This is a genomic window from Candidatus Bathyarchaeota archaeon (genome assembly GCA_026014585.1).
Lineage (GTDB): Archaea > Thermoproteota > Bathyarchaeia > Bathyarchaeales > Bathycorpusculaceae > Bathycorpusculum.
Map to the genome: position 1 here is coordinate 64,060 of JAOZIA010000019.1, position 23,019 is coordinate 87,078.

A 23,019-nucleotide genomic window follows, 5' to 3' on the forward strand; every position below is an offset into this window, starting at 1 on the left:
CCTACTAATAAAATAATGTAGAAAATTAAGAAAAGTATGTTGGTTTAGAATTTGACGGATTCTGCGGTTACGCCGTCTTTGGTGATGAACAACATGTCTAAGCCGTCGCCGCTCATTGCATCACGGCTAATGGCTGACTTGATTGAACGCACCACAAGGTCTTTGGCTTCTTGAATTGTCATCTCAGGCTTGTAGCCTTCCTCAAGCACACCCATAGCGGTTTCAGTTCCAGAACCTACCACGGCATACTTGTCAGGAATAAGACTGCCTAAAACATCCAACACGTAAAGTGACGCGCCATCCTCGTCTAAGCCGCCCACGATGGTTTGAGTAATCAGGGGGGCGTATCTGCGGTTGAAGAGAATGTTTGCCATAAGTTTAGATGCTGCTTTAACTGTGATTGACCGTCCAACATCCATGCTGAAAAGGTTGGCTTGTGCCTCAACTTCTCTTGCGAGGATTTGCATGTCGCCGACTAATCCTGCACATGCTACGCCGATGCGCTCGGTTACTTTGAAAACTTTTTTGCCGCCTTTGCTCATGATGAAGTTACCGTAAGTTACACGTTTCTCAGAGGCTAAAATTACGCCGTCTGAGCATACCACGCCGATGGTTGTGGCACCTGGCATCCATGCTACTCCGTTTGGAGCTTGGTTTGGCTCAGAAATCTGCGGCATTTGGGGCAACTGAGTGAATTGTGGTCCATATCCTTCCATAATTTTTCGCCTTTTGTTGTTATACACTAATCAATCTATTAAGGTTACTTATAACCATTAAGAATACTTTTTAGGTTCTTAAATCACGTATCAGGTGCTATTTATGATGTGTTTTACGTAAAAATACTCCAAGTACCACTACTGCAACAATAACGCCTAATACAATAACGGCAATCTGTACTGAATCTAAACCCCCAAAGGATAATGTCTGATTGTTGTCTTGATTGTTTGGAGTCTCGGAGTTTAAACTGCTGAAAGTTGGCGTACTCAGTGCTGTGGGGGTTGGTGTGGGCGTTATGCTCGCGGGGTCACCGACGGTTATCGTTTGTATGCTACTATAACCGCTGTTTTCGCCTATGTAAACAACAGCAGTACCGCGTACTTCTCTGTATCCAATAAATGCTTCAACCTTAAAATCAATCTGTGCCCCCGCAGGTAACGGTGAAGTAATGGTGGCAAGAGTGCTGAAAGTTACCGTTATGATTGTTTCATCTGAATCTGACGCAAGAATAGGTGAATTTTTGTACTTGATACTTCCCGTTTCAAGAGGGGTTTTCCAGTTTGTCCATATGTCTTCTGCAAAATGTCCCTTAAACCGTACATTGTAATACAATTTTAACTCCTGTGAGTCTTCATAGCTGCTAACCGGCTGATTTCTAATTATAACGTCTATTCCATTACCATCCACATGATAGCCGTTTTGGGTGGTTATTGTTACTTCCTGTCCTGTAAACGGGTCTATGGTAGTGGTGGTTGTTGGTGCCACATCATATGAGTGGTCAGCAAACTCTAATGTGAACTCTGGAACAGACGGTTTTGGTATGGCTGCCTCTGATGGTTTGATTAATATTAAACTTGAAGCTGTTAAGACAACAATAAGTGCTACTGCCAAACTTTTTTGCAAATTGAGCATACTTAAACCAACCACTACCGTATTTATGATGTATTGGAAATAAAGCTTGGCTAAATTTCCCCTTAATTAGTGAAAAAATGATTATGGACGATTCGCAGCCTCTAAGATGTCAAAAATGTGGAAAACCCATCGGTTACGTCACTGTTCTGGCAAAGGGACTGGCTGGGTATGCCTCAGGCTATCCAAAATTTTAAGCTTGTTGCTATCTGCATGGACTGCCACGCTAAACGGTAGAAATAGGAAAGGTTTTTCCGAAAGCACACGGGCTAAACATAGTGGTTAGCTGTGATGATAGAGGTTTTCAGCCAAAACCACAACGGCACATGGTTTGCAGTGGCCATTTGTCAGCAGGAAATCTTGGCAACATCCTTTGGCAAAACCCAAGAGGACACGTTGCAAAAACTGCTCGATAACTTGCCTTTTAATGAGCCTTTCCAAGTTCATTCTGAGCCTTCAAGTTTCGCCCAAAAAACCATCCATCAAATGAGCGACGCTCTTGAAGGCAAACAAAACAGCCCAAGTCTCCCTTTTTGCTTCTCACACCTACCCCAATACACCCAAAAAGTGCTCAAAGCAACCCAACAAATCCCGTTGGGCTACGTGGCATCGTATGGTGGCTTAGCCAAAGCTGTCGGCGGAGGAGCACGAGCGGTTGGGAACGTGATGGCATCTAACCCGTTTGCGCCACTGGTTCCCTGTCACCGAGTTGTAAAGTCAGATTTGTCGTTGGGTGGTTATGGTGGCGGTTTGAAAGTCAAAATTGAACTTTTGCAACAGGAAACGCAGGGTTTTTTGGAGCCCAAAACAGTCAGTGTTGACGGCGGCGTTTTGATGGTTTATCCTGTGGAGCAAGTTTTAACCCGTTTAGCCATGCTTTAGGCATAAATATTATTAGCGTGCAAGAGTCAACTTTGTTGAGGCAAAAGCATTGTTCACTAGGGGGCTTTATGTTGGGCGGTTTCAGCCTTTTCACATTGGTCATCTTGATGCGATAAAGGCAGTTCTAAAAGAAGTAGATGAACTCGTAATCGTTATCGGCAGCGCACAATACAGCCACCGCCCCACTAACCCCTTCACCGCAGGCGAACGACTCGTCATGATACGCAGTGCACTAAAAGAAGCAGGCATTTCTGACAACAAATTTTGGATTGTTCCAGTTCCAGATGTGCACCTACATATGCTTTGGGTTAGCGCCGTTGAAGGTTACACGCCTCATTTCAAGCTTGTATACACCAATGAACCCCTGACAAGACGGCTTTTTAATGAAGCAGGTTACGAAGTCCGCGGAATCCAACTGTTTGAGCGTCAAATGTACATGTCCACAGTGGTGCGTGAAAAAATGCTTGAGGGCGACGGGTGGGCCGAACTGGTTCCGCCGAGTGTGGCTGATTTTATCGAAAAAATCGATGGGGTTAATCGGGTTAGGGATTTAGCGAAAAATGACCGTTAACGTGGCTGTTACGTGTTAGCAACAGTTTTTTCTGGAGACGCTTTAAAGTATAACTTGTACGCCAAAAGGAATGTGCCAATAACTATCAATACTGCACCAATCAGGCTTATGACTGGAACAAGAAGTACTGCTAACAGATTATTTAACAGGTGCAATGCAACTGCCAAGAGGTAGTATGGTATGATTTTTCTTTTTGCTAATCCATACGAAATTATGGTAGCGCTTGAGGCATGAAAAATTAGGCCTGGAATCCTATCCATAAATGGTACACCTAAAACTGAAACATATAATATCATTTCTGTTACGCCAAAACCCAACCCAATCAGTGTACCTAACGTTACAAGTGACCGCTCTGTTTCTCCATGTCTATAAAATAAGGGCACAACTTTGGCAAATTCTTCTAAGAAGGGTGCAAAAAGGACTGCTGTGCAAATTGTTGTGTTAATAAACGGAAGGCTCACGCATAGGGCATCGGAGAACTGTGAGAAGAAAACCACAAAGGGCACGCTAAATATGATGCCTGAAATGAAAAAGAAAATTTTTTCGTTAAGACTTGGTTTGTGGATTGGGATTATGCATGTGCGTTTGTTTTCCAAAAAAACCACAATATCAGTAAGTTCTTGCGCATTTATCAGTATTGCCACAAATTATGCCTTATCAAACGTTACTGTTTGTATACTGAGGTCTTTTTGAGCGTATCTGTGTTGCTAAAGTTGGTCTGGTTGATTATTTTTTTGTCCTTTTATTTTAGGGGGTTTACAAGAAATATGTGCGATACGTTTTATAATACCGTTGAAGATTTTCGTTATTTAATTGGAGGGGAAAAACACGAGCGCAAGATGGCGTAGAACAAATAAAAACAAAGATTGGTTAAACTTTAACACGTCAACAAAGGCTGGCGTCAAAAAATCATCGAGCAAACCACCAGCTAATCACCAAAAAATTCTGTCACCGCCAAATTTCCGTCCACCAAAAAGCTACGCTAAGCGCAAATGGGAAGAGCCTTCGCCCCTCATAGATATCTTCCAAGAAAAAAATTCAATCATAATTGTTGCTGAAATTGCAGGTTTCAACAAAGATACACTTAAAATAAACGTTAAAAATCAGAAATTAACGCTTTCTGCAAAAACAAAAGAGCGAAGATACTATAAAAGTTTAAATCTTCCGAAGGTAGTCATACCCAGCGCAGTGCACACCACATATAAGAACGGCGTGCTGGAAATCAAACTTAAAAAGGCACAAGCGCCTGAAGCAATAAACAAACAAGCGGATTGAAAAAGGAAATGCCACATAGTTTAAGAAGAATCAGGAAAACAAGAGGTTCAAGAACACAGGGTTACGGTAGAATAGGTCAGCACCGTGACCGCGGCAGTAGCGGATACAAGAAAGTTGGAAGACACAAGCACCTTTGGAGCTACGTTAACGTCTATGAACCTGACTACTTCAACAAACGCGGATTCACAAGCCCACAAAGTTTACACCGCAAAAATAATGCTATAAACTTGGTGAAACTTGCAGAGATTGCCCCTGTGCAAGAAGATGGCAAAAAAACTGTTGACTTGACCAGTCTTGGGTACACTAAACTTTTAGGTATGGGCACAGTTTCATCTGCTCTAACCGTAAAAGTATTGGCTTGTTCCAAGTCAGCACAGGAAAAAATCACTGCTGCCGGCGGAGTAGTAATAACACCCTCCCAAGACGGAGAGTAACCGACTAAATGGCCGGAAGATTCCTAAACTTATTCAAGCCAATCGGCAGGGTATTACCTGAAATTAAAAAGCCGCAACGCAAGGTAAGTTTTAACGAGAAACTCTTCTGGACCGCAATTGTACTTGTATTGTTCTTGGTAATGACCGAAATTCCGCTTTTCGGTGTACCCCAAGATGTACAGGACAACTTTGGTGCTCTGCGAGTTATTTTTGCTTCAAACCGCGGCACCTTAATGGAGCTTGGTATTGGACCAATTGTCACTGCAGGTTTAATTTTGCAGTTACTTGCAGGTTCCTCAATCATAAAATGTGATATGTCCAATCCAGAGGACAGAGGCTTATTCACTGCCGCAAGCAAAGTCTTCAGCATACTCCTCACAGGTATTCAAGCAGGAGCATACATTATCAGCGGCATGTATGGGTCACTTTCAGGTGGGGTGGCCTTGATAATATTTTTACAGTTGTTAGCTGCTGGAGTCGTAGTTATGTTAATGGATGAACTTGTCCAGAAGGGCTGGGGTATGGGCAGTGGAATCAGCTTGTTCATTATGGCTGGTGTTGCTCAAACCATCCTATGGTCAACTTTCTCGCCGACTAATGGCTTGTTTGTTGGTTCACTTGGAGCCTTAATGAGTGGTCAACAATCATTAACAAATTGGGCAATAGGCACTTATCAAGGCGTTTTCCCCTCTCTAGTTGGCTTCATCGCCACAATAGTGATTTTCCTAATCATCATCTACCTAAACGGTGTACGCGTAGAACTTCCAATGACCTACGCTGGATACAAAGGATACCGAAGCAAATACCCAATCAAACTCCTCTACGTTTCAAACCTGCCAGTAATCTTTGCCTCAGCACTCTTTGCAAACGTGTACTTCTTCTCCCAACTACTCTGGAGTACACAGGGACGTCCTGACCCCGGTACAAACTTGCTGTTCCAAATCCTAGGTGATTACTCATACAATGCAACATCAGGTGCCACTCAAGCCGTAGGCGGCTTAGCATATCTTACTTCTGCACCAAACGGTTTGCAAGCTGTTGCAATGGACCCTATTCGTGCACTAGTTTACTTGCTTATCCTAGTAGTTTTCTGTGCTGTCTTCTCGCTGGTCTGGCTTGAAGTAGGCGGTTTAGGTCCCTCAAAAGTTGCAAAGCAACTGATGGACAGCGGCATGCAGATTCCAGGATACAGACGCTCAAGCAAACCCATCGAGTTAATCCTCAAACGCTACATCCCAGTTGTCACAGTGCTGGGTGGTATAATCGTTGGTTTAATCGCTGGATTGGGTGATTTCTTTGGCGTGTACGGTACAGGCACGGGTATATTGCTGTCAGTTGGTATCATTTACCAGTACTACGAGTTACTGATGCGTGAACGCGCTGCGGAAATGTTCCCTGCGTTTAGACGTATACTTGGAGAGTAACATAAAATCGACAAAAACGGTTATTAATAAGAAAACCGATACGCTTTAAACATCACAGTGGAGAAAACACATGTCTGCGGTACTATTATCCATCCCCGTATCTACCCTAATAATTATGGCTATTGCAATGGGCATTGCGTTTCTTAACACTGTTGTTAACCGCCTGTTAATCAGTCACTTTCTGGGTTGGAGTCAATATCGTACAATGCAAAAAGAAATGGCTGAGTACCGCCAAGACATGATGGCTGCGATGCGTGTTAACGACTTAAAAAAAGTTGAGAAACTAAAAAAGAGAGACTCTCAAATCAAAGCAATGCAGGCGAAAATGGCTAAACCCCAGTTTGTTCAGCTTGCAGTGTCTTTCCTGTACATCTTTGTCTGGATATTTGTTTTAACCCCAACATTTGGCACCACAACAGTTGCCTACGTTCCTGGGTTTTCCGGATTTTTCCCTGATGGCGGTGTTCCCGTCTTGTACTGGTATCCAATTTGCTCTTTCCCGCTTGGTTTGCTTGCTACTAGACTCCTAGGTACAATGCCAATTGAATGGTAGTTGAGGCACAAAAATGGCGCCCGCTATAAAAAAACAGCAATCAATTGCACAACAAAATGTTGTACTTTGTATTTCAGGCATGGCTGGGACTGGGAAAAGTACGCTTTCCAAAAAGATTGCTGAACGGTATAATTTAAAATATTTTTCAGGTGGAGACGCTCTCAAAGCTTTAGCTATAAAACAAGGTTATGATGCTGCTAAAGAGGGTTGGTGGGAAAGCTCTGAAGGTTTAACGTTTCTTGCACGAAGAGAAAAAGACCCTCAATTCGATAAAGCTGTTGATAATAAACTACTTGACTATGCAAAAGAGGGCAATGTTCTACTTGACAGTTGGACAATGCCTTGGCTGCTCAAAGATGGCTTTAAGATTTGGCTTTTAGCTTCCTTAGAGAAGAGAGCTGAACGGATTGCTAAACGAGATAAGTTGACTGTTAAAGAGGCTTTTGAGGTTTTAGAGAAAAAAGAGTCTCTTACAAAATCAATCTACCGTGAACTTTATGGTTTTACTTTAGGTGAGGATTTGGCGCCGTTTGATTTGGTGCTGGATACTGACAATTTGGCTGCTCCTGAAGTTTACAGCGTGATCTGTAACGTTTTGGATAATATTGTTTTTCAGAAAAACTCTTCCACTTAATCAATTAAAGTTTACCGTTAAATTTAAAAACAAATCGCTTCTAACCTATTTGCTGCTTACCGCTTAATAGCTTAAATCAAGGGTGGGAAAGGATCTTGAAGCTAAAAAGCGCAATGGTGTTGCTGACTACACTTAGCGTTATTGCTTACTGCCTGTTCATGGCTTATTTTTTAGAATGTTCGCTGCATGACAGCTACACCACTCTTGCTATGCTTACAATATTTAACCTGCTTTTTGTCCCAATCTTTTTTCAATTTAAAGGAAGTTTAAACTTGAAGTTGGGGATCTTGGCAGTGGGCAATTTTTTTGGATTATTTTGGAACTATTTTTTCAACAGCTTTTTTTTATACATAGGTGGGGAAACTGCGGTTTATCACGTTAGTTATGTTCTTTTTTTCCCTTTTTTGAACATTATTTGGTTTGTTACTTTTTGGTCTCTGAGTTTAACGGTTCTCAGCAGTAGGTTAAACAAAAACAGGGTGGTGCCATAAGTCTTGATTGCAGAACTTATCACATTATTCACCCTTTTAATAGCAGCCCTAATGATTGCCTACACTGTAAGGCATTACGTTTTCACTCTCTCGGTGCTAAAAGAAACAAAAAAGCCCCCTGTTAAGCAAGTAAAAACCGATTATGAACCAACTGTTTCAATTCTGATTCCGGCAAGAAACGAAGGGCAAGTTATCAAACGGTTACTGCAACGAATCACTGAATTAACCTATCCTAAAACTAAAATGCAAATCGTAGTTGTTGATGATGCATCCACCGATGAAACAGGTAAAATCGCCGACAATTACTCGCAAGAATTCCCTTTTATTCAAGTTATCCATCGTAGCATCGATAATGGCGGAAAAGGCAAAGCAGATGTTATGAATGAGGGTTTCAAACAGTTAACTGGTGAAATCGTTCTCTGTTTTGACGCCGACTATTATCCGCAAAAAGATATAGTTGAACGTTTAACCTCCGCGTTCTCTGACCCCCAGGTAGGTGCCGTGCAGGGACGCGTGGTTGTTTTAAATGAGCCTCAAAGCCTCGTTACACGTTTAGTTACTCTTGAACGTGTTGGGGGATACAGAGTTGACCAGCAAGCCCGAGACCAATTGGGGCTTATAACCCAGTTCGGGGGTACTGTTGGCGGGTTTAGGCGTAGCTTGCTTGAGGAACTAAACGGTTGGGATCCGTCAGTTTTGGCTGAGGATACTGATTTGACTTTTAGGGTTTATCTTGCAGGTTACAAAATTCGTTATCTTGTTGATGCTGAGTGTTACGAGGAAGCCGTTGATTCATGGAAAGCATACGAGAAACAGCGTTACCGCTGGGCTAAAGGTCACATGCAATGCTGCTTTAAACATACTGGTAATGTGCTGAAAAGCAAGAAGCTTAATTTCAAAGAGAAACTTGACGGCATAATGCTGCTAAACGTTTATTTCATGCCAATTTTAGCTTTAATTTCCTTTATAATGGGTCTATTTTTAATTGTTTATTATCCAAGTTACCTTACCAATGTTTTGTGGCCTTTCTGGTTAATTTTTCCTTTTTTCATCTACAGTTCAGTAGGGAATTTTGCGCCTTTCTTTGAAATCGGTGTAGGCTTATATCTAGATGGGCGAGGCAGAATTCAGTGGCTGCTTCCGCTTTTGATTTTCCCCTTTTTTTATAATATTTACATTTGCTCAAAGGCTTTCTTGGTTGTTATTTTTTCCAAGCTGTTTAAACGAGATAGTAATGTTTGGGTTAAAACTGTTCATTTAGGCAGTGGTAGTAGCATAATTAACGATAACTTGAGGGAGTGTCATGCTTGAATTTTTTGTGCTTATAGTATTGTTTGTTGTTTTAGTTTTGGCTATAATGTATCTTCCTGCTTTATGGGAGCTTAGAAAACCTAAGGACAACGAACCAAGACTCATAGAGCCACCCACAAAAACAAACCAAAACAGTATAGCAAGTGAAATGGAAACTTAGGCATTCAGATATGGATTGGGGTGTCGCGGTTTATGACTGCTAATCTACTTCTTCTCTTTCTTTAACAGAAGACCAGCGTTTCTCCATTGATCCAGTGCTAACGATAAGTGTCCTGATGGATTGCCGTAAAGCGAATAAAAAATGTAACAGAGGTAAGTGCACTGGTCACATTTGTTGTATGTTTTTTGCAGTTGCTTAAACTCTGGACTTTTGTATTTCTCTGACAAATCAAAAATTGAGCAGGCAAAGTTTTGATTGTGGCACCCGCTGATTCTTCCTAAATGGTCTACGACAAGGAAATTGTTAAGGGCGTGACAGTCCCAGTCCCGTTTGTTATTTTGATAGAGGCTTTGCATGATTTTAAGAAGTTTAGTTGTCATCAAAATTTTGTGGTTTGTCTTTTTCATTTCGATGAGTTGGTCACAAAGTTTCACCATTGCTTCATTGTCAGTGATGACGAATTTGTCGTTTGCTTTGCCTATTCTGAAAAGCTGGTTGGGGTCAGTTGATTTGTCGTAGCTGTAGAGGCAGTACCAGACAGGAATGCCTTTGCTTGTGAAATGGTTAGTTATGTCCACAATCTCGTACAGGTTCATTTGTGAAATCGTGGGGGTAACGCTGACTTTTATGCCTGCATTGTGAAGTTTATCCACAGCTTCAGTTGCTTTTTTCCAAGCTCCAGGCACAGACTTGATGAAATCATTCTTTTCAGGGTCTAAACTATCGATGGATATTGCTACAAAATCCACGTTTTTTAGCAAATCCATTTTTTTAGCCGCCATGCTGCCGTTATCGTAAACTGTGGTTACGAAAAGTTTTGAAGCGTGATCTAAAATTTCGCCGATGTCATCCCGCAATAAGGGGTCTCCGCCGGAAATCACCAGTTCAACAATTCCTACTTTGTGCAGGATGTCTAAGCCTTTCTTTATTTCTTCAGTTGATAATTCGTTTTTGTCTTGTTCTTTCCAAACGTTGCAGCCGACACATCGGTAATTGCATTTTCGTGTTATAAGCCATTGTGCATGATGTGGCCTGCCACGCATAAGTGAACGTGCTGCTATTGCAGCTGTTTTCTTTATTCCTGGACTCAAATAAAGTCACGCTGTAAATTTATTAACTGTGAAAGTAACCAGATAGACCTATAAAAGCATACAGGACTTTCTCTATAGTTTAGGGTTATCTCTTTGACATTTGAAGAAACCTACTTTGACAAACAAAAATACACAAAAAAAGAACAATTAGTCAAAAGACACGTTCTTTCAGTTCTAAAATGGGCTTCCAAAATTTCAAAAGAAAACCTGCTATGCGGCAAAGGAAAACGAGCGCTGGACGTGGGCTGCGCGTACGGTTACACCAGTCAAGTTTTAACCATGCTTGGGTATGAAACTTGTGCATTGGATGTTTCAACGTGGGGAGTTCGTCAAGCAAAAAAAGGGCGCGGCGGAGAGTTTTTGGTCTGTGACGCCCAGACGGAGTTACCTTTTGAGGTTGACACATTTGATTTAGTGGCTTGCTTTGATGTGCTGGAGCATTTGGTGAATCCTGAATTGGCTCTCAAAAGCATGTTCAATGTTTGCGGGGGCGTCATGATTTGCACAACCCCCAACAGTAAGGTGGAGAAACCCATACGAAAACTCACAGGCGACTACGATGAAACTCCCATTAACGTAAAGCCTCCCAAAGAATGGGAAAACCGAATAAAGCAAAACCTGAACTGCTCCTTGCTAAGGGTTGAGGCGTTTCATGACTTCGCTGGGGCTGTTTTGGGAAAACCGTTTTTTAAGTCTGTGTGTATTCCAAGTTATGGTTTAACAGTTCGGATAGCCATAAAAAAGTAGAGCAGGGGTGCATGATGGGCGAAATTGACGTGGTGATGATAACCAAAAACAGCCAAAGAATGCTAAGGCAATGCATAGACTCCATCTATGCCAATGTCCCCGTCAGTCGCCTAATTGTGGTGGATGGGTACTCAACAGACCAAACCCTGCAAATCCTTGACGCCTTCAACAAAAAATATGGTAACGTCAAAATCATCAGCGACAGCGGCAACCGCGCCACGGCAAGACAACAGGGCATAGCGGCGGTGGAGTCAGAGTGGTTTTTGTTTGTGGACAGCGACGTAGTGCTATGCAAGGACTGGTACAGTAAAGCCCTGCGTTATGTTAAGCCTGATGTTGGAGCGGTTTGGGGCATTGAGGTTTGGTCAACATTGGGCAATACGAGTACGCTTAAGCTGTTTTTGGTTGTTACCCGTAAAATCTTCACGGTTCGCGGCGGAACACATGACACTCTGGTTCGAACGTCGGTTATCAAAGACATCAAAATCCCAACGGACCTACACGTTTTCGAAGACGCCTACATCAAAGATTACATAGAACGCAAAGGCTTCAAAGTCGTAGCCTGTTATGTGCCCTTCTGCATCCATTACCGCCCTGCATCAGTTTGGACGCTGAAAGGTAGCTTAGGTTTAATTGCGGAATCTTTGCGGCTTGGCAGTTTCCGTCTGGTTGCCCCGCTGATTTTGGCGTATGGCTTCTACACGGTATATTCCGCTTACCAGTTGATGCCCAAGAAAAAACCCGCATAGAAACCACAAATAAATCATGTTTTTTAATCTCAAGCGTTCATATAGGAAACATTTAACCGATGGCGCATGAGGCAAACTGATGAACCAAATCGACGTTGTGTTGCTAACCAAAAACAGTCAGCACCTGTTAAAGCGATGCTTAACCTCAGTTTTCCAAAATGTGCCCATAAGAAACCTCATAGTCATTGACGGCTACTCAACAGACAACACCGTTAATATTCTTCTGAAATTTAAACGCAAATTCGGCAACGTCCGTATATTCCAAATGCACGGAACCCGAGCCAAAGCCCGAGAGGAAGGCATACGCCGAGTTAGCACGGAGTGGTTTTTGTTTGTGGACAGCGACGCTGTTTTGTGTCGTGACTGGTACAGCAAAGCCAAGCAAAACATGACCGAAGGCGTGGGCGCGGTTTGGGGCTTAAATTTTGATGTTATCCCAAATGTGAAAGAAAAATGGTTTGTGCTTTTTCAGAGCCTGCTCGCGCGGCAATGCTTCCACTTACGAGGCGGCACCCATGACACGCTCATCCGAAAAAAAGCCGTCGAAGATATGCAAATCCCAGAAGAACTACACGCATATGAGGACCATTACATTCTCAAATACATCCGCCAAAAAGGCTACAAAGTCTGTGTCGGAGACGAAATCTATTGTCTCCACTACAAGCCCCCCACAAATTGGAGCGCGCAAAACGCCATCGACCAAGCTATCGTCGAATTCAAATGCGGCTGGATTTATAGTCACATGTTCTGGTACAGCTTCTTTTATCCCGTTTTCATGTTTTACTGGATGCTACAGGTGCCACTGAGCGGGTTTGGCGGAAAACTAAAACCCTAACCGCAAAATTGCTATTTGTCTGCGCATTTATCTCCAAGTGGGCATTCAGCGCTTCGGTGTTTCTTGTAGTACCCCAAGTTTAGCCGTACCAACTGAGACTCATACTGCTCAATGTCTTTTGGGTCTAAACCGATTTTCTGTGCCATCATAACTGCAATTGTAGAAGGTTTAGGTTTTGCCTTCTCCCAGATACCCCGCAGTTCCCTTAAGAAAATATTCACTCCCACGGGGCCAACACCCTTGAACTCCAACAAGCACTTTTCCAACTCATCTGGGCTGCTGGCTGCTTGGTGCAGATTTTCAAGGTTACCATACTTTTCCTTGAGCATTTTTGTGATTCCCAACAGGTTTGTGGCTGTTGAAAAATCATACCTTGCATATCCGCCCTCATCCAAAACCTCAACCAGTCGGTTCCAACCCGCCTGCAAGATCGCGTCAGGACTTGTTAGTTCTTCTTGTTCAAAGCAGAAGTATGTTTGTTTGGCGGTTTCGGCGGAGATTCTTTTGGCAAAAAGGATGGATGCTAAGAACCATTTGAATCTGTCTTCAGGCAAGGACAGGTTGAGGTCGAGCTCTTCTGAGTAGCTTTGAAGTTTAGAAAGAGCGTCCTTCACACTCATGAAGTATCCCAATAAAGAAAATGGGCGTTCTTGCTTAAAACTCGATTTAGCGTGCGAGTGCTATCCAGAGATGGTCACTGACTGGTCTTGGCAGCATCTCCACCGAATCATCCTTCTTTATAAGAAGACGTTTTGTTGGGTTAGGGTTGAACTCGCCGATTACATCCGCATAAATATGCTGCTCTGCCAAATCATCAATTATTTTTTTGGTGGACTCGGGTTCAGCGGCAATTAACAGGGCACCAGAACTAATCAGTTGCAAGGGGTCGATTTCGAAGAATCGGCAGATTTTGGCTGTTTCTGGCTCGATGGTGATTTTTTCCTCAAAAACTCTTGCGCCTAAGCCTGCAGCGTCTGCCATCTCATGAATGCCGTTGAGGATTCCGCCCTCTGTTGGGTCATGCATGGCGTGCACTCCGCCTGCTCGGTAGGCGGTTAGGGCGTCTTTGACTATGCTGATTTGCCCAAAAAAGCCCTTAGCACACTCCAGCAGTGCAGGGTTGAAAACTTTGGACAGTTGCGCTTCGCGGTCACTGGCAAGGATTGCGGTGCCTTCGATGCCTGCGCTTTTGGTGAGGATGATTTGGTCACCAGGTTTTGCTCCTGCCGCCGTTACGTAGTTGCCTTTTTCGGTTAATCCCATGATGCAGCCTACAACAATCGGGTTAGCCAGCCCTGGCGTGGTTTCGCAGTGTCCCCCCACAATCGCGATGCCCAGTTCCTTGGCGGCTGTGTGTATTTGGGTGCTGATGGTTTCAATTATTTTGCTGTCCGAGTTAGCTGGCAGCATAATGGTTGAGAAGAAAAATGCTGGTTCTACCCCAAAAGTTGCAACGTCGTTGGCGTTTATGTTTATGGCTTCCCAGCCGATGCGTTCTACTGCGCCCGTGATTGGGTCCATGCTGACAATAGCGTTTTTGTTGCCAAAATCCAAAACTGCTCCGTCCACGCCTGCGGTGGGTCCAAGCAGAACTTCGCTGCGGTTTGCTCCAAGGTGTTTGAATACGACTTCTTTGAGAATGTCGATGGGGATTTTTCCAGGAGGCAGCTTCATAGGCTAAACATCTATGCAATCTAGCTTTTAAGTTGTGGGAAAACCCGCTGCACCGCATGTACGATTGGAATGGCAATGATTAAACCCACTGCCATTTGGCCCAGATTTATGGGAACTTCTGCTAAGGCAGCGGCGAGAGGGTAACCTAAAATGAATTGTTCATAGAGGAAATAACCCAAAACCATTTCTAACCCGCCAATAACAACCGCAATAACGGCGCGTACTGTTGAGTTTTTGATGATTTTTTTCAGTTTAATGTTAAGTGAACCAACTATGGCTCCTTCTAATCCTTTAATTATTAGGGTGCCTGGTGCAAATACGCCAAAGCCTAGGTACATGTCGGATAATGCGGCTCCTATTCCGCCTGAGAGTGCACCTGTGAATGGTCCAAAGAGTAGGGCGGCGATGTAGATGGTTGTTTCTCCTACGTTGAAGTAGCCGCCTGTGGCTGGTATTGGGATGGGTGGGATTTGGGATGAGATGACGAAGACGAGGGCGGCGAAGAGTGCAGATAGTGTTAGTTTGGTTGTGGTTCGTATTATGTGGTGTTGGTTCGTGTTTTTTCACCTTATTCAAATGTGTATAGTATAGTTGTGGCTATACTAATAAGTTTTATTCACTCATTCAATCTACAAAAAGCAAATTAATATCATCAAACGCTGCCAAAACCTTCCTACCCCGCTCCGTAATCCTAAAAAACCTTTTACCCTCAAACTCATAACCCACCACCAAACCCTTCTCCGACAACTCATTAAGATGCTGATACACCGCTCCCCGAGTCATAATCTTACCCAACTGCTTCCACAAATCATAACCATAACTATCTTTTTCATTTAAAATCTTGAGAATCTTCTGCTTAGTACTAACAGCAAGCCCCAAACCCGCAGTTTTCTGTTTTTTTGTTAGCGCCTGAAGTACATCAGTTGCTTTAAGCCCGCTTCCAGTGATAAGACACATAACACTTTGGTCTCTGGAGATTTGAGTGGTGAGTTTTGGTAATGCTGCCACGGCGGCTGAGCTTGCAGGTTCAGCAAAGACGCCTTCCAGTTTGGCGATTTGCATTTCAGCAGTTAATATTTCAGCGTCTGAAACTGTTAACGCCAATCCATTTGACTCTTGGATAGCCCGTTTTGCCAATTCGTTTTGCAGAGGTTGACCAACCAAAATTGCCAGTGCCCTTGTTGAGGTGTTGCAAATTTTTGAGGACAACTGTTCTGTCAATTCGTTAACTATAGGTGCGCAGCCATCCGTTTGAACACCAACCATCCGCGGCAGTTTGCTGGTTAACCCAAGTTCTTTAAGTTCTCTAAAGCCTTTCCAAAGAGAATAGATGCTCCCGCCGCTACCCATCGAAACAATAACCCAGTCAGGCACTGAAGCTTGCTCAAAAACCTCGTATGAAATTGTTTTTTGTGCTTCAACCACAAGAGGATTAAGTTCAGCTGTAGCTTGATACCACCCTGTTTCTAATGCTAAGGCAGATGCTTTATTGATAGAGTCATCTACAATGTTTCCTGATTCCTCAATAACTGCATCATAAGCAATCATCTGCGCCAATTTTCCAACATCAACAACTTTGGGAACCAAAACATGGCAAATCAATCCCGCTTTTGCAGTGTAAGCAGCCAATGAAGCCCCCATATTTCCGTTGCTGGCACAAACAAGAGTTTCAGCTTGCTGGTCAATAGCGTTAGATGTGAGGAGCGCTGCGGCGCGGTCTCGGTAACTGTTTGTTGGGTTTCTTGTTTCATCTTTAAGGTAGAGGTTTCTTAGACCCAGTGTTTTGGATAATCTGTTTGCTTTATGAAGCGGTGTTCCGCCTTCCCCTAAACTAACCATGCTCTGCACTGGCGGAAGTAACTGCTTATATCTCCAAAAACTAAACACGCCAGAAAACGTTATTTTCGTCTTTGGTGTATCAGCATGGTATTCCAATATTGAGCTGCATTTGTCGCAGATGCTCTTTAGAGGCTGAATTGGATATTCTGTTTTGCAGTTTATGCATTGCAGTTTGCTTTCAGAGTTTTGGGGCATCTTTGACTCCTCTCAATATTAGTATACTCTATACTTTCTCTTTTTTCTGCTTACTGGGCTTGACAATAATGGATTTGCGGAGCATATTTAAAGTTGGGCAATAATTTAGCGATGTCTCCCATAAGTAAACTTGACTTTAGGTTCAGTTTGTCTGTAAATAACAAATAATTAAAATAAGGCTTCAATGCTTATGTAGCCAAACAACAACTTAGAGAACAGGGAACAGCAAAATGAGTGCTCATTCAGACCACTATTGGGTTTCACTTGCCGAGAAATTCTTCGGATTCCTACTCCTAATCATTGGAATAATAATGATTTACTTCACTGCAACAACCGAGCTGGGTCAAGTAACATGGATTTTTGCCCTGCTAAGCATTGTACTTCTCGGATTGGGTGTATTTCTAATTTTGGCAAAACCGCCAGAATAACCATCCTTTCACCCAATAATTTTTAACAGCATTTATTAAACAATCAACACATTTTTTAGCATGATAAACGGGGGCAAACCTATGCCAATACGTCAACCAATAGTTTGTGTTCTTGGACACGTCGACACAGGAAAAACCAGCCTGCTAGACGAACTACGCAAAACCAGCGTGCAAGCCAGAGAAGCCGGAGGAATGACTCAACACATCGGCGCCAGCTTCTTCCCAGTTGAAACCCTAAAAAAACTCATCGGACCACTACTTACCAACTTTAAAAGCGGTATCGAAATTCCCGGATTACTCATAGTGGACACTCCTGGGCACGAAGCATTCACGAACTTGCGCAGGCGCGGTGGAAGTGTCGCGGACATCGCGATTTTAGTGGTTGATATCCAGAAGAGTTTTGAAGCGCAAACTTTTGAGTGTATAGAAATTCTCAAAGCTCGAAAAACCCCCTTCATCGTGGCGGTTAACAAAATCGATAGGGTGCCCGGCTGGAAAAGCCAAAAAGGCACGCTCTTTATGAAATCTTACAATTCTCAGCCAGCGTTCATCCAAGAAGATTTTAACAATCGCCTTTATCAGATAATGGGTGAATTTTCAAGATTAGGCTTTAAAACCGACCGTTTTGACCACATCCGCGACTTCACCCAAAACATTGCATTGGTGCCTACAAGCGCCAAAACAGGCGAAGGCCTCTCTGAGCTTGTAATGGTTTTGGTTGGGCTAACTCAGCAGTACCTCAAACAGCGTCTCCAAACCACCGAGGGCGCCGCGAAAGGTTCAGTTTTGGAAGTAAAAGAGGAACCTGGGCTTGGTTTAACCCTGAACGCCATAATTTATGATGGAACCCTGAAAAAAGACGATTTAATCGTGGTTGGCGGAAAAGAAAAACCCCTAACCACCAGAATCCGGGCAATACTTGTGCCAAAACCGCTGGATGAAATGCGTGACCCCCGTGACAAATTCAACTCGGTGGATTGCGTATATGCTTCTGCAGGAGTAAAAATTGTTGCGCCCGACTTGGAGGGTGCTTTGGCTGGAGCGCCTCTGTTTGCTGTTCCCGCAGGTGAAGACCCTAAAAAGTATGCGAAATTGGTCACGGAAGAGGTCGGCAGAGTCAGAATCTCAACCGATGTGGAAGGCGTAATTGTAAAAGCTGACACGCTGGGCTCACTTGAAGCATTGGCAGAACTCCTGAAAGAAAAAAACGTGCAAGTACGCTCCGCTGACGTGGGTGACATTTCCAAACGTGACGTGATTGAGGCATCTGTGGTTAAAACCCATGAGCCGCTATCTGGTGCGATTTTGGCGTTTGGAGTAAAAATATTGCCTGATGCAGAAGCCGAAGCAGAAGCAACCAAAATCCCCATTTTCAAAGATCCAATCATCTACAACCTAATTGATAACTACCTCAAATGGGTAAAAGATAAACGTGAAAACAAGCAGCGAGAAGAATTTGACGCCCTTGTTAAACCAGGCAAACTAATGGTGCTGCCAAACTGCATCTTCCGCCGCGCCAAACCTCTAGTCGTAGGCGTTGAAGTTCAAGGCGGCAGAGTAAAACCCCGCGTTTCGCTTATCCGTGCTGAAGATGGATCTGACTTAGGCGAAGTCCAGCAAGTCCAAGACGAAGGAAAAGCAATCCCTGAAGCTAAAACCGGCGAGCAAGTTGCCATTTCAATGGATAAACCCATAGCTGGCAGACACATCTTCGAACGCGACGTACTATACGTAAAAGTTCCAGAAGATGACGTTAAGAAACTGTTTGCCAACCATTTGGAGGATTTAACCGACCCAGAAATTGAAGTCCTCAAAGAATACGTGAAAATGATGCGTAAAAAGGTAATGTTCTGGGGCGGAATGCTGCCTCTCTAAACTTCTTTTTATTTTCCTATAGGTTTTTATTTTTTCTCTTCGACTAAACCCTTGTGTTGCCCTTGTCACTTCAAGATAAGCCATGGTTAGTTGCGTACCCGCCAGAAATTCCCAAAACCCTAAACTACCCCAAAATCCCACTTCACAGTTTGCTTGAAAACGCCGCAAAAAAACACCCCAACCACGCAGCCATCACATTTCAAGGCAACCAAACAACTTACATCCAGCTGAATGAGCAGGCAAACAGGTTCGCAAACGCCCTTGTTCAAATTGGCATCAAAAAAGGCGACCGCGTAGCAATTTTTTTGCCCAACATTCCCCAGTTCGTCATCGCATATTTTGGCGTGCTCAAGGCAGGTGCCGCAGTAACCACCATTAGCCCTTTGCATAGGGAACGTGAGGTGGCATTTCAGCTCTCGGATTCAGGAGCCAAAGCTGTGGTTATGTTGGATAGTCTTTTCCCAATTGTTGAAGTAGTCCAGGGAAAATCCCCGCTCAAACACATCATCCTGACAGGTCTAAACAGCTTCAGCCCCGAAGCATCTGTGGCGGTTAACACGGTTTCTTTTCAAACTATACTGGAAAACAGCAGTCCACAACCCATAAACATCCAAATTAACCCCGAAACCGATTTGGCAGCGCTTCAGTACACGGGCGGAACCACAGGAACACCAAAAGCCGCCATGCTAACCCACCAAAACCTGCTCTCAAACGCCCTTGCCTTCGCTGCATGGATAAAAGGCACACCCAAAGACGTTTTTCTTGCCGCGTTGCCCCTGTTTCACATTTACGGCATGACCACCAGCATGACTGTGCCCGTAAGCCTTGGGGCAGAACTGGTTTTGATGCCCCGCTTTGAACCAATCAAAGCTCTTGAAATCATCCAGAAAGAGAAAGTCACCGTTTTCTGTGGCGTACCTACAATGTACCAAACCCTACTGGCAAACCCAGAACTGGACAACCACGATATAACCTCCATTCGCGTCTGCATCTCAGGAGCCTCCTCACTGCCCCCAGAGGTTCAAAGGCGGTTTATGCAGGTCACAGGTGGCTTTCTCGCCGAAGGCTACGGATTAAGCGAAGCCAGCCCAGTTACACACTGCACCCCCGTTGACCCCACAATGAAAACGGTGAAGGTTGGCTCAATTGGGCTGCCCCTGCCAGACACGCAGGCACGAATTGTCGATTTAGAAACAGGTACAAAACCACTGGCTGCTGGGGAAATCGGCGAGTTAGCTGTGAAAGGTCCGCAAGTGATGCTGGGTTACTGGGAAAAACCTGAAGAAACCAAGCTGGTTCTGCGTAACGGTTGGCTGCTAACTGGGGACGTGGCGCGAATGGATAGCGAGGGCTACTTTTTCATTGTGGAGCGCAAAAAAGACCTCATCAAATACCGCGACTTCAGCGTGTACCCCCGCGAACTCGAAGACCTCCTCTACGAGCACCCAACCGTGAGGATGTGCGCGGTTGTTGGGAAACCTGACGCTTACGGCGGTGAGATTCCTAAGGCGTATGTTGTTCTCAAGGACGACGCGGTTGTGTCTAATGAGGAATTGATGGAGTTTGTCAACGGCAAAGTCGCCTCATACAAGGCAATCCGCGAATTAGAACTCAAAAAAGAACTGCCCCTGAGCGCTGCGGGAAAAGTGCTAAAACGTGTCCTCAAAGAACACGCTTAAACAGCTGGCTTCTGCGCGATAATCGCGTTCCACGCAGAATCCTCTTTTCTTACTACTTCAACATTACTAAATCCAGCTGACTGCAGCATGTTACTTGTTTCTTCTATTGGGACAAGGTGCACATGTGTTTTTTCAATTATTTTTGCTCTTGCAACATCATGAACGCCATCTTTAACCATTTCACTTATCAACAAAAATTTCCCATTTGGCTTAAGAACCCGTTTTATCTCCTTAAACGCCTCTGGTAAGCTGAACCAGAAATAGTACGTTTCGCAAGCTGTAACTAAATCAAAAAAGTCATCTGGCAAACCTGTATTGTCCACAGAGGCTTCATGGATTTCAACTTGGTTTTGTTTGACAAATTCCTTGTTTACTTTTTTGGCGTATGCCACCATGTCAGGGGAGCAGTCGATGCCGTAAACTTTTCCTTGGGGCACTTGCTGGGCTAATCGGTTGATGGTTTTGCCGCCTCCACAGCCCACATCCAAAATGGTGTAATCAGGCTGTATCGTCACGTAACTCAGCCCCCATGTTGTTAGAGCTTTGTGCCCTTTGTTCATTAACGCAGCAACGATTTTTCCTTGACGCCCCTTTGGGCACTGAAACTGGTCCCACAAACCCATACATTGTCACCTAACGAAACAGGAAGTTAAGGAATAACAAACTAATTAGGCTATATTTTTAGGTTAGCAAAACCTGCTCAGTCAAGTTTTTTCTTGGATTTGAGTTAGCTATAAAAAGACGCCGTTTTACTGTTACTTGATTAGTATGCGCAAAAAAATCATCCTATCTATTTGTGTTTTTGCATTGTTGGTTCCACTTTTTTACTGCGGAACAGGCGTTAAGGCTGATGGCGCATGGACATACCAAACCTTAATCCCCAACGCAAAAGCTGACAGCATGGCCGTTGCGTATGATTCCTCAGGCAACCCACACATCGCTTATCATACCTCAGAAAATTACATCATGTACGCAAGCCCCACCGATTCAGGTTGGGCAACAGAAATTGTTGATGCAGGAAACAACACCCTAACGTATGTTTCTCTTGCAATAGGCTCAGACGATAAACCATATCTCGCTTATTTTGGTGGCTCAAATAATGATTTAAAATGTGCCCACCTTAATGGGGAAACATGGATAGTTGAAACCGTAGATAGCGACATGCCCAATTATCCATATCTTTCACTTGCTTTAGACTCCGGCAATAACCCCAACATCGCGTACATATCGGGAAACAGTAAATCACTGACATATGCAAGCTGGACAGGTTCAACATGGTCAAAAAGTGAACTGCCTGTTGTAGGAAATGGTCCCAGCAGTTGTTCTCTTATAATTGACTTGCATGACAAGCCGCATATCGCTTTTGTCACAAGCTTTACTATACAATATCAAGACAGCATAGGTTTCAATGTTGTTCGCAAACTGGAATATGCAACCTTGACAGGCTCCGAATGGACGGTTACTTATACTGGTGCGCATTCACTAAGCCGTTATGACCGCTTAACAATGCCCTCCATCACGCTTGATTCAAAGGGTAACCCGCACATTTTTGTGGGCGGTTCTGATGTACCCTCATGGTATGCGCGCTGGACGGGCTCTGAATGGGTCGCTCAAGAGCCTCAGCAGGATGATCGCACCTACGCTGGAGGTTGCAGTCTTGCGTTAGACTCCAATAATAATCCATATGTCAGTTTCACAGTTTCAGTTTATCTTTCTTCATACAGTTCTATACGCTATTATGGTTGGGGTGGGTCAGGTTGGACTGCACAAACCGTGGATTTTCAATATAACTTAGGTTTATCAGGAACAACCCTGCATTTGGATTCGTCAGGCAACCCAATAATCTATTACAGCAGAAATGGTGATTTAGGTTTTGCATATATCTCATCCACAGTTACGGTTACCTTTAACCAGAAAGGTGCCTCATCAGACGCTAACATATTAACAGTTGACTCTGTAACCTACAAGGCATCAGATTTGCCAGTAACCTTAACGTGGAACACAGGTAGCAAACACAGCTTCTCCTACAACACAGTTAACACAAACTCAGACCAGCGAATCGCATGGACAAGCACAGCGGGGATATCTAAAACCCAAACAGGCACACTAACAGCCATCCAGTCAGGCAACATAACCGCAACCTTCCAAACCCAATACAAAGTCACCCTGCAAACAAATCCGTCTGGTAGCGGCTCGCTCTCGCCCTCTGAAAGCCAAATCTGGGCTCAACTTGGCGAGGAAATTTATCTTTCCGCCACTGGCAAATCAGGCTACACGTTTGCCAACTGGACATGTAGTACAAGCCAAATCGGTCTCGCCACAACCTCTTCGTCCTCCACAAGGGCAACTATTACTGGTCCCGGAACTATCACTGCGAATTTTGAAGGTAATGGTTCATTAATTGACGTTGCAAGTTTTGTACAAAACAATACAGGCTTAATAATCGGCGTTGTTGTCGTTGCTGTTTTGGCTGTGGGGCTGATTTTTTGGAAGATAAAAAAGAAACCTTAATCTCACAAAATCCATCATGAAGTAGTAAGGCGTGG

26 protein-coding genes are annotated in these 23,019 nt (G+C 43.9%); 17 read left to right on the top strand and 9 right to left on the bottom strand.

The window, feature by feature from the left end; translation table 11 throughout:
- Positions 1-44: 44 nt before the first annotated feature.
- Both psmB and NWF01_06460 read right to left on the bottom strand, forming a co-directional pair.
- On the bottom strand, positions 45-716 hold the full coding sequence (gene psmB / locus NWF01_06455; GenBank protein ID MCW4024661.1) for an archaeal proteasome endopeptidase complex subunit beta: 672 nt from the start codon (positions 714-716) through the stop codon (positions 45-47).
- Positions 717-813: 97 nt separating this feature from the next.
- Entirely contained in the window at positions 814-1,629 is an 816-nt protein-coding gene (locus NWF01_06460; GenBank protein MCW4024662.1) for a hypothetical protein, read from the bottom strand.
- A gap of 288 nt (positions 1,630-1,917) precedes the next feature.
- Between NWF01_06460 and NWF01_06465 the strand changes: the two genes are divergently transcribed.
- Together NWF01_06465 and NWF01_06470 are read left to right on the top strand one after the other, a co-directional pair.
- The gene (locus NWF01_06465; protein MCW4024663.1) at positions 1,918-2,508 is read left to right on the top strand and encodes a methylated-DNA--[protein]-cysteine S-methyltransferase; all 591 of its coding nucleotides are present in this window, start codon (positions 1,918-1,920) and stop codon (positions 2,506-2,508) included.
- Positions 2,509-2,557: 49 nt separating this feature from the next.
- The gene (locus tag NWF01_06470) at positions 2,558-3,079 is read left to right on the top strand and encodes a nicotinamide-nucleotide adenylyltransferase (GenBank protein ID MCW4024664.1); all 522 of its coding nucleotides are present in this window, start codon (positions 2,558-2,560) and stop codon (positions 3,077-3,079) included.
- An 8-nt stretch (positions 3,080-3,087) separates the two neighbouring features.
- Here the strand turns inward: NWF01_06470 and NWF01_06475 are convergent, their stop codons facing one another.
- A complete protein-coding gene (locus tag NWF01_06475) occupies positions 3,088-3,723 on the bottom strand; it encodes a PrsW family intramembrane metalloprotease (GenBank protein MCW4024665.1) in 636 nt (211 codons plus the stop codon).
- Positions 3,724-3,892: 169 nt separating this feature from the next.
- On the opposite strand from NWF01_06475, the gene NWF01_06480 reads away from it, so the two are divergent.
- The 8 genes from NWF01_06480 (at position 3,893) to NWF01_06515 (ending at position 9,361) form a co-directional block, all read left to right on the top strand.
- Positions 3,893-4,354 (top strand): Hsp20/alpha crystallin family protein, encoded by a 462-nt coding sequence (locus NWF01_06480; GenBank protein MCW4024666.1) that lies wholly within the window; start codon positions 3,893-3,895, stop codon positions 4,352-4,354.
- An 8-nt stretch (positions 4,355-4,362) separates the two neighbouring features.
- A complete protein-coding gene (locus NWF01_06485) occupies positions 4,363-4,788 on the top strand; it encodes a 50S ribosomal protein L15 (GenBank protein ID MCW4024667.1) in 426 nt (141 codons plus the stop codon).
- 8 nt (positions 4,789-4,796) lie between these two features.
- Complete coding sequence (gene secY / locus NWF01_06490; GenBank protein ID MCW4024668.1) at positions 4,797-6,212, top strand: preprotein translocase subunit SecY; 1,416 nt, start codon at positions 4,797-4,799, stop codon at positions 6,210-6,212.
- 70 nt (positions 6,213-6,282) lie between these two features.
- Entirely contained in the window at positions 6,283-6,765 is a 483-nt protein-coding gene (locus tag NWF01_06495) for an EMC3/TMCO1 family protein (GenBank protein MCW4024669.1), read from the top strand.
- 13 nt (positions 6,766-6,778) lie between these two features.
- Positions 6,779-7,399 (top strand): cytidylate kinase family protein, encoded by a 621-nt coding sequence (locus NWF01_06500; protein ID MCW4024670.1) that lies wholly within the window; start codon positions 6,779-6,781, stop codon positions 7,397-7,399.
- Between the two features lie 95 nt (positions 7,400-7,494).
- Entirely contained in the window at positions 7,495-7,890 is a 396-nt protein-coding gene (locus NWF01_06505; GenBank protein ID MCW4024671.1) for a hypothetical protein, read from the top strand.
- Positions 7,891-7,893: 3 nt separating this feature from the next.
- Positions 7,894-9,201: a glycosyltransferase family 2 protein gene (locus tag NWF01_06510; GenBank protein MCW4024672.1), complete on the top strand. Its 1,308-nt coding sequence runs from the start codon at positions 7,894-7,896 to the stop codon at positions 9,199-9,201.
- Positions 9,194-9,361 (top strand): hypothetical protein, encoded by a 168-nt coding sequence (locus NWF01_06515; protein ID MCW4024673.1) that lies wholly within the window; start codon positions 9,194-9,196, stop codon positions 9,359-9,361. The genes NWF01_06510 and NWF01_06515 overlap by 8 nt, the downstream gene beginning before the upstream one ends.
- A gap of 44 nt (positions 9,362-9,405) precedes the next feature.
- Here NWF01_06515 and NWF01_06520 read toward each other — a convergent pair whose 3' ends face one another.
- Positions 9,406-10,452: a radical SAM protein gene (locus tag NWF01_06520; protein ID MCW4024674.1), complete on the bottom strand. Its 1,047-nt coding sequence runs from the start codon at positions 10,450-10,452 to the stop codon at positions 9,406-9,408.
- 93 nt (positions 10,453-10,545) lie between these two features.
- Between NWF01_06520 and NWF01_06525 the strand changes: the two genes are divergently transcribed.
- From NWF01_06525 to NWF01_06535, 3 genes are all read left to right on the top strand, one after another.
- Complete coding sequence (locus tag NWF01_06525) at positions 10,546-11,199, top strand: class I SAM-dependent methyltransferase (protein MCW4024675.1); 654 nt, start codon at positions 10,546-10,548, stop codon at positions 11,197-11,199.
- 14 nt (positions 11,200-11,213) lie between these two features.
- A complete protein-coding gene (locus NWF01_06530) occupies positions 11,214-11,948 on the top strand; it encodes a glycosyltransferase family 2 protein (GenBank protein MCW4024676.1) in 735 nt (244 codons plus the stop codon).
- 79 nt (positions 11,949-12,027) lie between these two features.
- Entirely contained in the window at positions 12,028-12,783 is a 756-nt protein-coding gene (locus NWF01_06535; GenBank protein MCW4024677.1) for a glycosyltransferase family 2 protein, read from the top strand.
- Between the two features lie 11 nt (positions 12,784-12,794).
- Here NWF01_06535 and NWF01_06540 read toward each other — a convergent pair whose 3' ends face one another.
- From NWF01_06540 to thrC, 4 genes are all read right to left on the bottom strand, one after another.
- Complete coding sequence (locus NWF01_06540) at positions 12,795-13,403, bottom strand: hypothetical protein (GenBank protein ID MCW4024678.1); 609 nt, start codon at positions 13,401-13,403, stop codon at positions 12,795-12,797.
- Positions 13,404-13,449: 46 nt separating this feature from the next.
- The gene (locus NWF01_06545; GenBank protein MCW4024679.1) at positions 13,450-14,457 is read right to left on the bottom strand and encodes an AIR synthase family protein; all 1,008 of its coding nucleotides are present in this window, start codon (positions 14,455-14,457) and stop codon (positions 13,450-13,452) included.
- Between the two features lie 20 nt (positions 14,458-14,477).
- Positions 14,478-14,996 carry an ECF transporter S component gene (locus NWF01_06550; protein MCW4024680.1) on the bottom strand — a complete coding sequence of 173 codons (519 nt, stop codon included), beginning with the start codon at positions 14,994-14,996 and terminating at the stop codon, positions 14,478-14,480.
- Positions 14,997-15,081: 85 nt separating this feature from the next.
- Entirely contained in the window at positions 15,082-16,491 is a 1,410-nt protein-coding gene (gene thrC / locus NWF01_06555; GenBank protein MCW4024681.1) for a threonine synthase, read from the bottom strand.
- A gap of 230 nt (positions 16,492-16,721) precedes the next feature.
- Between thrC and NWF01_06560 the strand changes: the two genes are divergently transcribed.
- The 3 genes from NWF01_06560 (at position 16,722) to NWF01_06570 (ending at position 20,473) form a co-directional block, all read left to right on the top strand.
- Positions 16,722-16,919: a hypothetical protein gene (locus tag NWF01_06560; GenBank protein MCW4024682.1), complete on the top strand. Its 198-nt coding sequence runs from the start codon at positions 16,722-16,724 to the stop codon at positions 16,917-16,919.
- Positions 16,920-17,000: 81 nt separating this feature from the next.
- Positions 17,001-18,794 carry a translation initiation factor IF-2 gene (gene infB / locus NWF01_06565; protein MCW4024683.1) on the top strand — a complete coding sequence of 598 codons (1,794 nt, stop codon included), beginning with the start codon at positions 17,001-17,003 and terminating at the stop codon, positions 18,792-18,794.
- Positions 18,795-18,856: 62 nt separating this feature from the next.
- On the top strand, positions 18,857-20,473 hold the full coding sequence (locus tag NWF01_06570; GenBank protein MCW4024684.1) for a long-chain fatty acid--CoA ligase: 1,617 nt from the start codon (positions 18,857-18,859) through the stop codon (positions 20,471-20,473).
- On the opposite strand, the gene NWF01_06575 is transcribed toward NWF01_06570, so the two are convergent.
- Entirely contained in the window at positions 20,470-21,096 is a 627-nt protein-coding gene (locus NWF01_06575) for a class I SAM-dependent methyltransferase (protein ID MCW4024685.1), read from the bottom strand. The genes NWF01_06570 and NWF01_06575 overlap by 4 nt on opposite strands.
- 145 nt (positions 21,097-21,241) lie before the next feature.
- On the opposite strand from NWF01_06575, the gene NWF01_06580 reads away from it, so the two are divergent.
- Positions 21,242-22,984: a hypothetical protein gene (locus NWF01_06580; protein ID MCW4024686.1), complete on the top strand. Its 1,743-nt coding sequence runs from the start codon at positions 21,242-21,244 to the stop codon at positions 22,982-22,984.
- Positions 22,985-23,019 lie beyond the last annotated feature (35 nt).

What these genes read in the sequence shown, in the direction of transcription:
- psmB (MCW4024661.1), bottom strand. Translation starts at nt 716, where the DNA reads ATGGAAGGATATGGACCACAATTCACTCAGTTGCCCCAAATGCCGCAG.
- NWF01_06460 (MCW4024662.1), bottom strand. Translation starts at nt 1,629, where the DNA reads ATGCTCAATTTGCAAAAAAGTTTGGCAGTAGCACTTATTGTTGTCTTA.
- NWF01_06465 (MCW4024663.1), top strand. Translation starts at nt 1,918, where the DNA reads ATGATAGAGGTTTTCAGCCAAAACCACAACGGCACATGGTTTGCAGTG.
- NWF01_06485 (MCW4024667.1), top strand. Translation starts at nt 4,363, where the DNA reads ATGCCACATAGTTTAAGAAGAATCAGGAAAACAAGAGGTTCAAGAACA.
- secY (MCW4024668.1), top strand. Translation starts at nt 4,797, where the DNA reads ATGGCCGGAAGATTCCTAAACTTATTCAAGCCAATCGGCAGGGTATTA.
- NWF01_06495 (MCW4024669.1), top strand. Translation starts at nt 6,283, where the DNA reads ATGTCTGCGGTACTATTATCCATCCCCGTATCTACCCTAATAATTATG.
- NWF01_06500 (MCW4024670.1), top strand. Translation starts at nt 6,779, where the DNA reads ATGGCGCCCGCTATAAAAAAACAGCAATCAATTGCACAACAAAATGTT.
- NWF01_06515 (MCW4024673.1), top strand. Translation starts at nt 9,194, where the DNA reads ATGCTTGAATTTTTTGTGCTTATAGTATTGTTTGTTGTTTTAGTTTTG.
- NWF01_06530 (MCW4024676.1), top strand. Translation starts at nt 11,214, where the DNA reads ATGGGCGAAATTGACGTGGTGATGATAACCAAAAACAGCCAAAGAATG.
- NWF01_06535 (MCW4024677.1), top strand. Translation starts at nt 12,028, where the DNA reads ATGAACCAAATCGACGTTGTGTTGCTAACCAAAAACAGTCAGCACCTG.
- NWF01_06540 (MCW4024678.1), bottom strand. Translation starts at nt 13,403, where the DNA reads ATGAGTGTGAAGGACGCTCTTTCTAAACTTCAAAGCTACTCAGAAGAG.
- NWF01_06545 (MCW4024679.1), bottom strand. Translation starts at nt 14,457, where the DNA reads ATGAAGCTGCCTCCTGGAAAAATCCCCATCGACATTCTCAAAGAAGTC.
- thrC (MCW4024681.1), bottom strand. Translation starts at nt 16,491, where the DNA reads ATGCCCCAAAACTCTGAAAGCAAACTGCAATGCATAAACTGCAAAACA.
- NWF01_06560 (MCW4024682.1), top strand. Translation starts at nt 16,722, where the DNA reads ATGAGTGCTCATTCAGACCACTATTGGGTTTCACTTGCCGAGAAATTC.
- infB (MCW4024683.1), top strand. Translation starts at nt 17,001, where the DNA reads ATGCCAATACGTCAACCAATAGTTTGTGTTCTTGGACACGTCGACACA.
- NWF01_06575 (MCW4024685.1), bottom strand. Translation starts at nt 21,096, where the DNA reads ATGGGTTTGTGGGACCAGTTTCAGTGCCCAAAGGGGCGTCAAGGAAAA.
- NWF01_06580 (MCW4024686.1), top strand. Translation starts at nt 21,242, where the DNA reads ATGCGCAAAAAAATCATCCTATCTATTTGTGTTTTTGCATTGTTGGTT.